Raw genomic sequence first — 12567 nt, 5'->3', positions numbered from 1 at the left:
ATCGCCATCGCCTGAAACGCCCGCTGCCGCCATGCGGCAGCGGGTGCTTGTTGTATCGAATCGTTTCAACGCGCGATCTGCGTCAAATGCCGCGGGTATACTCCGTCGTCAGCCGCTCGCCGTATTCGACCGTCAAAAACGGCCCGATTCCGGGCGGTTTCGTCGCGAAGCTTCGCGTTTCGCCTCCCCTGCGCCCCAGCCTCGATACGAGACACTCGACGATCCGACCATGAAACGATTCCTGCTGCTCCTCCCCGCCGCCCTGCTCGCCGCCTGCGGTTCCGCCCCTTCGTCCAACTCGGCCTCATCCGGCGCAGCGCCGATGATCTATGTGTCGTCGCAACGCCCGGCCCACGCGATCGCCAACTGCCTCGACAGCCGTCTGTCAGGTACCGAGCAGTCGCAGCACAACGGCGTGACCGACATCTCGATCGGATCGAATTCGTACTTCGTCACGCTGACGCCGTCGGGCAACGGTTCGGTCGTCAAGGTCGTGCGCGGCTCGGGCAGCGAACCGCCCGAGGAAGCGATGCGCTTCGCGATCGCGCGCTGCGTGATCTGACGCCTGCCGGCGCCGGGCGCCAGCCCGGCCCGCTCCCGCGCGCCACCGCGCGCACATCGAATATTTTCATCCGGGTAGCCGTCGATGAGAGAATCGCACCCACGATTCCTTTTCGATGGAGCCCGCATGAAGCACCTGCTGTCCCGGCTGTTCGTCAGCGCCGCGCTCGTCGCGCTTGTTCCGGCGCTGCCGGTGCAGGCTGCCACGCCGCCCGGCATCTTCGTCGTCGCCACGCAGCTCGGCGAATTCACGACCCTCGACCCGAGCGGGATCTACGAACTGGTGCCGTCCGAGTACGTCGCGAACACCTACGAACGCCTGGTGCGCGTCGACCTGAAGGATCCTACGCGCTTCGACGGGCAGATCGCGCAATCGTGGACGGTCGGCGCCGACGGCGTGACCTACACGTTCAAGCTGCGCCCCGGCCTCACGTTCCATTCCGGCAACCCGGTGACCGCCGACGACGTCGCGTGGTCGCTGCAGCGCACCATCCTGCTCGACAAGGGGCCGGCCGGCGTGCTCGCCGATCTCGGCCTCACGAAGGCGAACGTGATGCAGAAGGTGCGCGCGATCGATCCGCAAACCGTCGTGCTCGAAACCGACCGCAAGTACGCGCCGAGCTTCGTGCTCAACGTGCTGAGCGCGTGCCCGGCATCGGTGTTCGACAAGAAGCTGCTGCTGTCGCACCAGCAGGGCAACGATTTCGGCAGCGGCTGGCTCAGGACCAACGACGCGGGCTCGGGCCCGTACCAGCTCGTCAAGTGGACACCGAACGAAAGCATCGTGCTGCAGCGTTTCGACAAATACCGCACGCCGTACCCGATGAAGCGCGTCGTGCTGCGCCACGTGCCCGAAGCGTCCGCGCAGCGGCTGCTGCTGGAGAACGGCGACGCCGACGCCGCGCGCAACCTGAGCCCCGACAGCCTCGCCGCGCTGACGAAGGCCGGCAAGATCAAGGTCGCGTCGTGGCCGGTGTCCGCGCTGCTGTACCTGAGCCTGAACACGAAGAACCCGAATCTCGCGAAGCCCGACGTGCAGCAGGCGATGAAATGGCTAGTCGACTACGACGGCATCCAGCGCAACATCGTCAGTACCACCTACAAGGTGCATGAAAGCTTCCTGCCCGAAGGCTTCCTCGGCACGCTGAACGCGCGGCCGTACAAGCAGGACGTCGCGAAGGCGAAGGCGCTGCTCGCGAAGGCCGGCTTGCCGAACGGCTTCGACGTGACGATGGACATGCCGAACGACTATCCGTACCTCGAGATCGCGCAGGCGCTGCAGGCGAACTTCGCGCAGGGCGGCATCCGCGTGAAGCTGATCCCGGGCGACGCGAAACAGGCGATCGGCAAGTACCGCGCGCGCCAGCACGACATCTTCATCGGCGAATGGTCGCCCGACTACATGGACCCGAACAGCAACGCGCGCGGCTTCGCGTGGAATCCCGACAACTCGGATCAGTCGCCGACCAAGATGCTCGCGTGGCGCAACAGCTGGGACATTCCGCAACTGACGAAGGACACCGAGGCCGCGCTCGTCGAGCCGTCGCCCGCGAAACGCGCGCAGCGTTACGAAGCGCTGCAGAAGGCCGTGCTCGCGAACTCGCCGTTCATCATCATGTTCGAGAAGGTCGTGCAGGTCGCGACGCGCCCCGGCACGACCGGGCCGGAAATCGGGCCGATCAACGACCTCGTGTCATACCGGACGCTCGCGAAGTAATCGCCGCCGCGGCGCGACGTGCCGGCCGACGGGCTGGCGCAGCGCAAAAGCACCGAACCGATGGCGCATTTCCGGTATCGGGTCGCGGCCGGCGCGGTCATCACGCTGCGCTCGACGAGCCGCGGCGGCCAGCAGTGCAATGCGATCTGGCGGCTGTGCGAGGCGCAGGACATGCAGCAGCAGGCGGCGGCCGGGCGGTCGCCGCCTGCTGCCGTTCAATTGAATGCCGCCCACACCAGATACGCATTCAGCCCGACGATCACGATCGTCGCCGCGCCGGCGACGATCCGCAACGGCATCCGCATCGCGTAAGCGCCCATCACGTCCTCGCGCGCCGACAGCATCAGCAGCGCGATCATCGGCATCGGCAGCACGAAACTCAGCACGACCTGGCTTGCCACCATTGCACGCGTGACGTCGCAGCCGAATGCGACCACCGCGAACGCGGGTGCGATCGTCACCGCGCGCCGCACCCATACCGACATGCGGCGGCGGATGAAACCCTGCATCACGACCTGCCCGGCCATCGTACCGACCACCGAGCTCGACACGCCCGACGTCAGCAGCGCGACGAGAAACAGCGCGCCGGCCGCCGGCCCGAGCACCGGGATCAGCGTGTGATACGCGTCGCCGATATCGGTCATGCCCGGCGCGCTCAGGTGGAACGCCGACGACGCCATCATCACCATCGCGAGATTCACGAACCCGGCCAGCCCGAGCGCGACGACCACCTCGCGGTTCGAGAAGCGCACGAGCCGCCGCCGCTGCGCTTCGTCGCGCGGCGCGGCGCGATCCTGCGTCAGGCCCGAGTGCAGATACAGCGTGTGCGGCATGATCGTCGCGCCGATGATCCCGACCGCGATCGTCAGCGCCGCATGGTCCGGAATCTGCGGGACGACCAGGTGGAACGCGGCCGCGTGCCAGTCCTGCGGCGCAATCAGCAGTTCGCCGAGATAACACGCGCCGATCACGCCGACCAGCGCCGCGATCGCGGCTTCCAGCGGCCGGAAGCCGCGCTTTTCGAGCGCGAGGATCGCGCAGGTCGCGCATGCCGTCGCGATCATTCCCGCGAACAGCGACAGGTGGCACAACAGCCCGAACGCGAGCGCGCCGCCGAGGAATTCGGCGAGATCGGTCGCCATCGCGGCGATCTCGGATGCGGCCCACATGCCCCACACGACCGGCGCGGGGAAACGGTCGCGGCACAGCTCCGCGAGATTGCGGCCGGTCACGATGCCGAGCTTCGCCGACATCGCCTGGAACAGCATCGCGATCGCGTTCGCGGCCAGCACGACCCACAACAGCCGGTAGCCGTACGCGGCGCCGGCCTGGATGTTGGTCGCGAAGTTGCCGGGATCCATATAGCCGATCGACGCGATCACGGCCGGGCCGACGAACGGCAGCAACGCGGCGACGCCGGTGCGGCGCCCTTCCAGCGCGGCGCGCGCGGCACTGTCGGCGCGCTCGGGAGACAGGCCCGGCAGCGCGAAGCCGCCGGCGGATTTGCTCGTGACGGGAATCATGGTGTGTTGTGTTCCGTTCGGATAAGGAGGGCTTGCCCGGAAGCGGGCGTCGCGGCCGGCCTGCCGCCTGCCGGCCACGGCAGGACGACGGCGGCGTTACAACGGCACGACGTCGGGACGGTTGCGCGGAAACTGCGCGATCACGTCCGGCGCGAGGTTCAGGTGCGCCTCGACGAGCTTCGGCGGCGTGTGCGCGAGCCAGTCGGACAGCGATACCTCGGCGTAGCGGTCGGTCTTGAAGATCTCGAGGAACACCAGGTCGCTCTTGCCGGTGTTCTGCACGTAGTGGCCGAGACTCTTCTTCACGTAGCCGACGTCGCCCGCGCGGAAGTCGGCCGTCTGCGCCTTCGGCCCCGTGTCGAACACGGTCATCCGGGCCTCGCCCTGCAGGTAGTACTGCCATTCGTCCGCGTTCGGGTGCCAGTGAAGTTCGCGCATGCCGCCCGGATGCACGGTGACGAGCGCCGCCGCGACGGTCGTCGACACGTTGAAGTTGGTGCTGTCCGCGATCCGCACTTCGCCGCCGCGCGTCTTCCTGACCGGCTTCATGTCGCCGAGCGAGAAGATGAACGGATGCGGCGGCGCACCGGCCGACGAAGCCGACGCGCGCTGGGCTTGCGCGAGCGGGCCGGGCTCGTCGCCCTGGAAGATCCACAGGTTGTCGAGCGGAACATTCCTGAACGCATCGGCCGGCACGCCGAAGTTCAGCGCGAGCACGTCGGGCGGCGTATGCGCGATCCAGTCGGTCAGCAGCAGCGTATTGAATTCCGACGCACGGCCGTTATCGAACGCGAGCAGGAATTCGGCGCCGTCGGTGCCGAGGCCCTGCAGCGAATGCGGCAGGCCGGGCGGGAAATACCAGAGATCACCGGTTTTCACGTCCTGCACCGACGGCCGCCCCAGTTCGTCGAGTACCGTGATCCGGCAACGGCCGTCGAGCATGATTGCCCACTCGGCCTGCTGGTGCCAGTGCATCTCGCGAATGCCACCGCGCGTCAGGCGCATGTTGACGCCGGAAATGGTTTCCGAAATGGCAAAATCGTCCTGCGTGACTTCGCGCGCCCACCCGCCATTTTGAATTCGTTTATGGGCATTATTGAAAGACGCCCAGAATAATGGCATCCCGTTGATATCGGTGGCCGGCGGATCCTGAAAAGACGGAAACTGGTTGGCGATTGCCGGATTTTTCGGGCCCGGGTCGGTCAGGCTCTGACGGTTACGCGCATTCATCGCGCCTTCCGGCGGGTTGTCCGGATTACCGAACGAGGCGGCCTTGGCCGATACGGCGATACCCGCGGCGGCAATGGCGCCAGCCGTACCCGCCAGCATCTTGCGTCGAGAAAGATTCGTCATGATTTCCTCTTCATTCTTGCGATTGAGCGAATTCCCATTACGGAACAATTGCCGTTTTTCGGATTATCGAAAATCGAACATCCCGTCACGCAAGTTAAATCCAAATCGCCGCAAAACTTAAATGAATTATTAACCTGAATTAATGATTTAATCTGATCGACTTTAATTTTGTAATTATTGCGGTGCGGAGGGATGCAGGGCGGCGACGGATGTCGGCGAATCGGTCAGGTACGGTGAATGTTGAAATACGACCGCGTCCGGTCGCGGTGCCTCGGATGGCGACAAGAGGAAATCCAGACGTGTAACGCCAGGCATAAACGCAAATTATTCCTCACAGGCATAAACGCAAGATATGCCTGACAGACATAAAACGTACCCTTGCACGCCCTCACCCGCCCCTTGAACGCGTTTCCGACCCTATCACCCATCCCCACACCATAGTTTTTATCCGCTGGCGCGAATGATTTTGGTTTTGTTAGATGGATGACATTCGATCATCAGACGACAACGATCTAACAGCCGATGACCTGCGCGTTCGCCCGTACCGTCGAATCCCGTTATGCCGAGCTGACGCCGACCGCCAAGCGCATCGCGAGCTACATGCTCGCGAACCTCGACCGGCTCGGGCTCGAGACGGCCGACCAGATCGCGCAGCAGGCCGGCACGAGCGGCATCTCGGTCGGACGCTTCCTGCGCAGCGTCGGCTACCGCAATCTCGACGACCTGAAGCGGGAATTGCGCGGCGGCGGCGATCGCCCGTGGATGATCACCGACCGGCTCGACGAATACCGCCGCGTCGCCGGCGCGCAACCGGCCGAAGGCAGCGGCAGCGACGGTACGCTCGCGTCGTCGCTCGAACGCGAGCTCGATGCGATCCGCCACGTGTACCGGCTCGCCGAAGGCCCGGTGTTCGCGCAGGTCGCCGACCGCATCGCGCATGCCGACGCCGTGTTCATCCTCGGCATCCAGTCGACGCGCGGGATCAGCAACGCGTTCAGCAGCTACCTCGAATACCTGCGCCCGCGCGTGTTCTATTCCGACGGCCAGTCGGGTTCGTACGTCGATTCGCTGAACTCCGAATTCGATCGGCCGTACTGCATCGTCACCGACACGCGCGCGTATTCGCGCAGCGCACGCCGCTATTGCCAGGCGACGGCCGAGCGCGGGCAGCCGTTCGCGCTGGTCACCGATCTCTCGTGCCCGTGGGCGCGCGAATGGCCGGCCGACCTGCTGCAGGTGAAGACCGACGTGGGCCAGTTCTGGGATTCGCTCGCGCCGCTCACCTGCCTGTTCAACCTGCTGATCACGGCCGTCGTCGACCGCCTCGGCCCTGCGATCGACCGGCGCGTCGCGCGCAACCGCGAACTGCAGCACACGTTCGACCAATTCGAATCCTGAGCGAGCCTGAACGAACCTGAACCGCCGATGAACGACCACCGCCTCGTCGAAATCACGCCAGCCGCGCATCGCGTCGACATCGATCTCGTCTACGCGACCGACCGCAACCTGACCGGCAAGCCGATCTACCGCCGCGCGCACTGCCTGCTGCTGGAGCCGGCCGAAGCCGCATTGCGCCGCGCGGTCGACGTCGCCGCGCAGGCCGGCTTCACGCTGCGCATCTACGACGCGTACCGGCCGCCGCAAGCGCAGCAGGTGCTGTGGGATTTCCTGCCCGATCCGAACTTCATCGCCGATCTCGGCCGCGGCTCGAATCACAGCCGCGGCACCGCGCTCGACCTGACGCTGGTCGGCGCGAACGGCGAGCCGCTCGACATGGGCACGGGCTTCGACGAGATGGTCGCCGCGTCCGGCCACTTTCACGCGGGGCTGCCCGAAGCCGTGCAACGCAACCGCCTGCTGCTGCTCGGCGTGATGCACGCGGCCGGCTTCGCGCATATCGACAGCGAATGGTGGCACTACGAACTGCCCGGTTCGCACGCGTTGCCACCGATCGACAACGCGGCGAGCGGCCCGTGGCGCCTGATGTGATGCACGTCCCGTTGCCGTTTTACGTTCACCCATTGCACGTTCACCTCACGATGGAGCGCACATGAAACCCCTGACATCTCGGCTCGTCGCGGCGCTGGCCGCCGCGTCCGTTCTCGCCGCCGTTCCGCTTTCCGCTGCGTACGCGGAAACGCCGAAGGACCTGTTCGTGATGGCCACGCTGCTCGACGAATTCACGACGCTCGACCCGGGCGAGATCTACGAGCTGGTGCCGGAGGAGTACGTCGCGAACACGTACGACCGGCTCGTGCGCGTCGACCTGCGCGATCCGTCGAAATTCAACGGCGATGTCGCTCAATCGTGGACGGTGAGCACCGACGGGCTGACCTATACGTTCAAGCTGCGCCCCGGTCTCAAGTTCCATTCTGGCAACCCGCTGACGGCCGACGACGCCGCATGGTCGATCCAGCGCGCGGTGCTGCTCGACAAGGGCCCGGCCGCCGTGCTGACCGGCATCGGCCTCACGAAGGAGAACGTCGCGGCGAACGTGAAGAAGCTCGACGACCTGACGGTGTCGGTCACGACCGACCGCAAATACGCGCCGACGTTCGTGCTGAACGTGCTCGGCTCATGGCCCGCGTCGGTGCTGGACAAGAAGCTGCTGCTGTCGCACCAGCAGGGCAGCGACTTCGGCAACGCATGGCTGAAGACCAACGAGGCCGGCTCCGGCGCGTACAAGCTGGTCAAGTGGACGGCCGGCGACAGCATCGTGCTGCAGCGTTTCGACGGCTACCGGCTGCCGCTCGCGATGAAGCGCATCGTGCTGCGCCACGTGCCCGAAGCCGCGAGCCAGCGCCTGCTGCTGGAAAACGGCGACGTCGATGCCGCACGCGACCTGAGCCCCGACGATCTCGCTTCCGTCGTGAAATCCGGCAAGGCGAAGGTCGCGGCGTCACCGCAGGCGACGCTGCTGTATCTCGGCCTGAACACGAAGAACCCGACGCTCGCGAAGCCCGACGTGCAGGAAGCGCTGAAGTGGCTCGTCGACTATGCCGGTATCCAGGGCAATGTCGTGAAGACGACCTACAAGGTGCACCAGACCTTCCTGCCCGAAGGCTTCCTCGGCACGCTGAACACGAACCCGTACAAGCTCGACGTCGCGAAGGCGAAGGCGCTGCTCGCGAAGGCCGGCGTGCCCGGGGGCTTCATGGTGACGATGGACGTGCGCAACGACTATCCGTACACCGAGATCGCACAGGCCGTGCAGGCAAACTTCGCGCAGGCCGGCATCAAGGTGCAGTTGATCCCCGGCGACAACAAGCAGACGCTCGCGAAATACCGCGCGCGCCAGCACGACATCTACATCGGCGAATGGTCGGCCGACTACATCGATCCGCACAGCAACGCGCAGGGCTTTGCGTGGAATCCGGACAATTCCGACAAGTCGAGCTATAAAATGCTGGCCTGGCGCAACAGCTGGGACATCCCGCAGCTCACGAAGCAAACCGACACCGCGCTCGCCGAACCGACCGCCGCGAAACGCGCACAGCTCTACCAGGGGATGCAGAAGGAAGTGCTCGCGCGCTCGCCGTTCGTGATCATGTTCGAGAAAGTCGCGCAGGTGGCGACGCGGCCCGGCGTGAACGGGCTCGAAGTCGGGCCGATCAACGATCTCGTGTCGTACCGTAACCTGAAGAAGCAATAAGATTCGCCGCATGTCGACTCCCGCCTCCTCCCTCGAAGCACTGCGCACGCTGCCCGCGCGGCGCCCGGCCGTGCGCTGGGCACTGCGCGGGCTGCGCTGGGCGCTCACGCTCGCCGTCACGTTCACCGGGCTGCTCGCGCTGACGTTCGTGATCGGCCGCAAGGTGCCGATCGACCCCGTGCTCGCGATCCTCGGCGATCGCGCGTCGGCCGACGCGTATGCGGCCGAACGCATCGCGCTCGGGCTCGACAAGCCGCTCGTCACGCAATTCCTGATCTACGCGCGCGACGTGCTGCACGGCAACCTCGGCGTGTCGCTGCTGACCGCGAACCCCGTGCTCGACGACATCAAGCGCGTGTTCCCGGCCACGCTCGAACTGGCGACGATCGCGACGCTGATCGGCATCGCGATCGGCGTGCCGCTCGGCGTCGCGGCCGCCGTGAAGCACAACCGGCCGATCGATCACATCGCGCGCTTCGTCGGGCTGATCGGCAATTCCGTGCCGGTGTTCTGGCTCGGGCTGATGGGGCTGCTGCTGTTCTACGCACGGCTGCACTGGGTCGGCGGGCCCGGCCGGCTCGATCCCGTGTACGACGGGATGGTCGATCCGCGCACCGGCAGCCTGCTGCTCGACGCGGCGCTCGCCGGCGAATGGGACGTGTTCCGCAACGCGGTGTCGCACATCGCGCTGCCGGCCGCGATCCTCGGCTACTACTCGGTCGCGTATCTCAGCCGCATGACGCGCTCGTTCATGCTCGATCAGTTGAGCCAGGAATACATCGTCACCGCGCGCGCGAAGGGCTTGTCCGAGCGCCGCGTGATCTGGCGGCATGCGTTCGGCAACATCGCGGTGCCGCTGCTCACGGTGATCGCGCTCACGTACAGCAACCTGCTCGAAGGCTCGGTGCTGACCGAGATCGTGTTCGCGTGGCCGGGGCTCGGCTCGTACCTGACCGGCGCGCTGCTGAACGCCGACATGAACGCGGTGCTCGGCGCGACGCTCGTGATCGGCGCGATGTTCATCACCGTCAACCTGCTGACCGACGCGCTGTACCGCGTGTTCGATCCGCGTGCGCGCTGAGGGCCGTGTCGACATGACCGCTTCCACCCTGCTTCTTTCATCGCCCATGCCGAAAGTCGTCCAATCATGAACGCCGAGCGCCTCACACTGCGCGCGTGGCTGCTTTCCGATGCACCCGCGTCGCGCTCGCAGGCCGCGCTCGGCCTCGCGTACCGACGCTGGCGCCGTTTCGCCACGAATCCGCTCAACCTGTTCGGGCTCGCGATCCTCGTCGCGCTGATCGTCGTCGCGATCGTCGGCCCGCTGATCATGCCGCACGATCCGCTGCGCCAGGTGCTGTCCGACCGCCTGCTGCCGCCCGGCTCGCCGTCGCACTGGTTCGGCACCGACCAGCTCGGCCGCGACATTCTCTCGCGGCTGATCGCCGGCTCGCGCCTCACGCTCGGCATCGCGCTGCTCGTCGTCGTGATCGTCGTGCCGATCGGCCTGCTGATCGGCACGACGGCCGGCTATTGCGGCGGCTTCGTCGACAGCGTGCTGATGCGCATCACCGACGTCGCGCTCGCGTTCCCGAAGATCGTGCTCGCGCTCGCATTCGCGGCCGCGCTCGGGCCCGGCGTGATCAATGCGGTCGTCGCGATCTCGATCACCGCATGGCCCGCGTATGCGCGGCTCGCGCGCGCCGAGACGATCCGCATCGCGCAGGCCGACTACATCCATGCCGCGCGGCTGCAGGGTGCATCGGGCCCGCGCATCCTGCTGCGCTACATCGTGCCGCTGTGCATGTCGTCGGTGATCGTGCGCGCGACGCTCGACATGGCCGGCATCATCCTGACCGTCGCGGGCCTCGGTTTCCTCGGCCTCGGCGCGCAGCCGCCGAGCCCCGAGTGGGGCTTCATGGTCGCGTCGGGCCGCAACGTGCTGCTCGACGCATGGTGGGTCGCGACGCTGCCCGGCATCGCGATCCTGCTCGTGAGCCTGGCGTTCAACCTGCTCGGCGACGGGCTGCGCGACGTCTTCGATCCCCGCCATGGAGCGTGACATGTCGATGAATTCCGCCACCGCGCCCGCGCCGCTCTGCGAGATCGACGGGCTGAAGATCGGCTTTCGCGGGCACGACGGCGTCGTGTCCGATGCCGTGCGCGACCTGTCGCTGACGCTCGCGCCCGGCGAACGGCTCGGCATCGTCGGCGAATCGGGATCGGGCAAATCGCTGACGGGCCGCGCACTGCTCGGCCTGCTGCCCGACGCCGCGCGCTGGTCGGCGCGCACGATGCGCTTCGCGGGCCACGACCTGCTCGCGATGTCGCCGCGCGAACGCCGGCGGCTGTGCGGCAGCCAGATGGGCATGATCCTGCAGGACCCGAAATATTCGCTGAACCCGGTGATGACGGTCGCGAAGCAGATGGGCGAAGCGTTCCGGCTGCACGAGCCCGGGCTGCGCGGCCGCGCGCTGCGCGAACGGATCGTCGATGCGCTCGCAGCCGTGCAGATCCGCGACCCGGCGCGCGTCGCCGATGCGTATCCGCACGAGCTGTCGGGCGGCATGGGCCAGCGCGTGATGATCGCGATGATGGTGTCGACCGGCCCGCGCCTGCTGATCGCCGACGAACCGACGTCCGCGCTCGACGTCGCGGTGTCGATGCAGGTGCTCGCGGTGCTCGACGCGATGATCGCGCGGCACGGCACGGGCCTGATGTTCATCAGCCACGACCTGCCGCTCGTGATGTCGTTCTGCGATCGCGTCGCGGTGATGTATGCGGGCCGCGTGGTCGAAACCTGCGCCGCGCGCGACCTGCGCGACGCGTCTCATCCGTATACGCGCGGGCTGCTCGCGGCGAACCCGCCGCTCGCGAACCCGCCGGACGAACTGCCCGTGCTGCGGCGCGATCCGGCCTGGCTCGATCCCGCGCCGCCTTCCATCCCGCCCGCCGATCGCCAGGAGGCCGCACGATGATCGACGTCGATCACGCATCGATCCGTTTCCCGACCCGCACGGGTCACGTCGACGCCGTGCGCGACGCGAGCTTCGCGGTGCGCGACGGCGAGGTGTTCGGGCTCGTCGGCGAATCGGGCTCCGGCAAGTCGACGCTGCTGCGCGCGCTGACGGGCCTCGTGCCGCTCGCGGCCGGCAGCCTGTCGATCGACGGCCGGCCGGTCGGCGGCACGCTCGATCGAGCATTCCGCCGGCACGTGCAGATGGTGTTCCAGGATCCGTACGCGTCGCTGCATCCGCGCTTCACGGTCGACCAGACGCTGCGCGAACCGCTGTCGATCCATGCGATCGGCGACGCCGATGCGCGCATTGCCCGCGCGCTGGCCGAGGTCGGCCTTGGCCCTGCGTTCCGCTTCCGCTATCCGCACCAGTTATCGGGCGGCCAGCGGCAGCGCGTCGCGATCGCACGCGCGCTGATCGTCGAGCCGCGCGTGCTGCTGCTCGACGAACCGACGTCCGCGCTCGACGTATCCGTGCAGGCCGAGATCCTGAACCTGTTGCGCCGCCTGCATCGCGAACGCAACCTGACGATGATCCTCGTCAGCCACAACCTCGCGGTGATCGGCTTCCTGTGCCAGCGCGTCGCCGTGATGCAGCATGGCGAGATCGTCGAGCAGCTTCGGGTCGAGGACGTGCGCGCCGGGCAGGTCGCGCGCGACTACACGCGCACGCTGCTGCAAGCGACCGAAGGCTACCGCCGTCTCGAACCGGTGACTGGCGCACCGCACGCCTGACATCTGCGCG

11 protein-coding genes are annotated in these 12567 nt (G+C 66.9%); 9 read left to right on the top strand and 2 right to left on the bottom strand.

Going from position 1 to position 12567, the window contains the following annotated elements; translation table 11 throughout:
- The first annotated feature begins 229 nt into the window (after positions 1 to 229).
- Both OEJ37_RS20825 and OEJ37_RS20820 read left to right on the top strand, forming a co-directional pair.
- Positions 230 to 562 (top strand): sugar ABC transporter ATPase, encoded by a 333-nt coding sequence (locus tag OEJ37_RS20825; RefSeq protein ID WP_175946961.1) that lies wholly within the window; start codon positions 230 to 232, stop codon positions 560 to 562.
- A gap of 126 nt (positions 563 to 688) precedes the next feature.
- Entirely contained in the window at positions 689 to 2278 is a 1590-nt protein-coding gene (locus OEJ37_RS20820) for an ABC transporter substrate-binding protein (RefSeq protein WP_263345299.1), read from the top strand.
- A gap of 215 nt (positions 2279 to 2493) precedes the next feature.
- On the opposite strand, the gene OEJ37_RS20815 is transcribed toward OEJ37_RS20820, so the two are convergent.
- Together OEJ37_RS20815 and OEJ37_RS20810 are read right to left on the bottom strand one after the other, a co-directional pair.
- On the bottom strand, positions 2494 to 3801 hold the full coding sequence (locus OEJ37_RS20815; RefSeq protein ID WP_263345298.1) for an Nramp family divalent metal transporter: 1308 nt from the start codon (positions 3799 to 3801) through the stop codon (positions 2494 to 2496).
- Positions 3802 to 3897: 96 nt separating this feature from the next.
- Positions 3898 to 5154 (bottom strand): oxalate decarboxylase family bicupin, encoded by a 1257-nt coding sequence (locus OEJ37_RS20810; RefSeq protein ID WP_263345297.1) that lies wholly within the window; start codon positions 5152 to 5154, stop codon positions 3898 to 3900.
- 522 nt (positions 5155 to 5676) lie between these two features.
- Here OEJ37_RS20810 and sapR point away from each other — a divergent pair.
- The 7 genes from sapR (at position 5677) to OEJ37_RS20775 (ending at position 12557) form a co-directional block, all read left to right on the top strand.
- Complete coding sequence (gene sapR, locus OEJ37_RS20805; protein WP_263345296.1) at positions 5677 to 6552, top strand: sap1 transcriptional regulator SapR; 876 nt, start codon at positions 5677 to 5679, stop codon at positions 6550 to 6552.
- A 27-nt stretch (positions 6553 to 6579) separates the two neighbouring features.
- Positions 6580 to 7143: a D-alanyl-D-alanine dipeptidase gene (gene ddpX / locus OEJ37_RS20800; RefSeq protein WP_174416898.1), complete on the top strand. Its 564-nt coding sequence runs from the start codon at positions 6580 to 6582 to the stop codon at positions 7141 to 7143.
- Positions 7144 to 7204: 61 nt separating this feature from the next.
- Positions 7205 to 8806 (top strand): ABC transporter substrate-binding protein, encoded by a 1602-nt coding sequence (locus tag OEJ37_RS20795; protein ID WP_263345295.1) that lies wholly within the window; start codon positions 7205 to 7207, stop codon positions 8804 to 8806.
- A gap of 10 nt (positions 8807 to 8816) precedes the next feature.
- Positions 8817 to 9887 (top strand): ABC transporter permease, encoded by a 1071-nt coding sequence (locus tag OEJ37_RS20790; RefSeq protein ID WP_174416900.1) that lies wholly within the window; start codon positions 8817 to 8819, stop codon positions 9885 to 9887.
- Between the two features lie 66 nt (positions 9888 to 9953).
- Positions 9954 to 10868 carry a nickel transporter permease gene (gene nikC, locus OEJ37_RS20785; protein ID WP_096474060.1) on the top strand — a complete coding sequence of 305 codons (915 nt, stop codon included), beginning with the start codon at positions 9954 to 9956 and terminating at the stop codon, positions 10866 to 10868.
- 1 nt (position 10869) lies between these two features.
- Complete coding sequence (locus OEJ37_RS20780; protein WP_174416901.1) at positions 10870 to 11784, top strand: ABC transporter ATP-binding protein; 915 nt, start codon at positions 10870 to 10872, stop codon at positions 11782 to 11784.
- The gene (locus OEJ37_RS20775; RefSeq protein WP_174416902.1) at positions 11781 to 12557 is read left to right on the top strand and encodes an ABC transporter ATP-binding protein; all 777 of its coding nucleotides are present in this window, start codon (positions 11781 to 11783) and stop codon (positions 12555 to 12557) included. Before OEJ37_RS20780 ends, OEJ37_RS20775 begins: the two co-directional genes overlap by 4 nt.
- Positions 12558 to 12567 lie beyond the last annotated feature (10 nt).

Origin of the sequence: Burkholderia sp. BKH01, from assembly GCF_025685725.1 — a bacterium.
GTDB classification, from domain to species: domain Bacteria; phylum Pseudomonadota; class Gammaproteobacteria; order Burkholderiales; family Burkholderiaceae; genus Burkholderia; species Burkholderia pyrrocinia_C.
This window is presented reverse-complemented; position numbering and strand designations above follow the sequence as displayed.

Bases quoted from the DNA above. Each gene is read 5' to 3' on its own strand.
- nikC (WP_096474060.1), top strand. From the start codon at position 9,954: ATGAACGCCGAGCGCCTCACACTGCGCGCGTGGCTGCTTTCCGATGCA.
- OEJ37_RS20790 (WP_174416900.1), top strand. From the start codon at position 8,817: ATGTCGACTCCCGCCTCCTCCCTCGAAGCACTGCGCACGCTGCCCGCG.
- ddpX (WP_174416898.1), top strand. From the start codon at position 6,580: ATGAACGACCACCGCCTCGTCGAAATCACGCCAGCCGCGCATCGCGTC.
- OEJ37_RS20815 (WP_263345298.1), bottom strand. From the start codon at position 3,801: ATGATTCCCGTCACGAGCAAATCCGCCGGCGGCTTCGCGCTGCCGGGC.
- OEJ37_RS20825 (WP_175946961.1), top strand. From the start codon at position 230: ATGAAACGATTCCTGCTGCTCCTCCCCGCCGCCCTGCTCGCCGCCTGC.
- OEJ37_RS20775 (WP_174416902.1), top strand. From the start codon at position 11,781: ATGATCGACGTCGATCACGCATCGATCCGTTTCCCGACCCGCACGGGT.
- OEJ37_RS20810 (WP_263345297.1), bottom strand. From the start codon at position 5,154: ATGACGAATCTTTCTCGACGCAAGATGCTGGCGGGTACGGCTGGCGCC.
- OEJ37_RS20795 (WP_263345295.1), top strand. From the start codon at position 7,205: ATGAAACCCCTGACATCTCGGCTCGTCGCGGCGCTGGCCGCCGCGTCC.
- OEJ37_RS20780 (WP_174416901.1), top strand. From the start codon at position 10,870: ATGTCGATGAATTCCGCCACCGCGCCCGCGCCGCTCTGCGAGATCGAC.
- OEJ37_RS20820 (WP_263345299.1), top strand. From the start codon at position 689: ATGAAGCACCTGCTGTCCCGGCTGTTCGTCAGCGCCGCGCTCGTCGCG.
- sapR (WP_263345296.1), top strand. From the start codon at position 5,677: ATGACCTGCGCGTTCGCCCGTACCGTCGAATCCCGTTATGCCGAGCTG.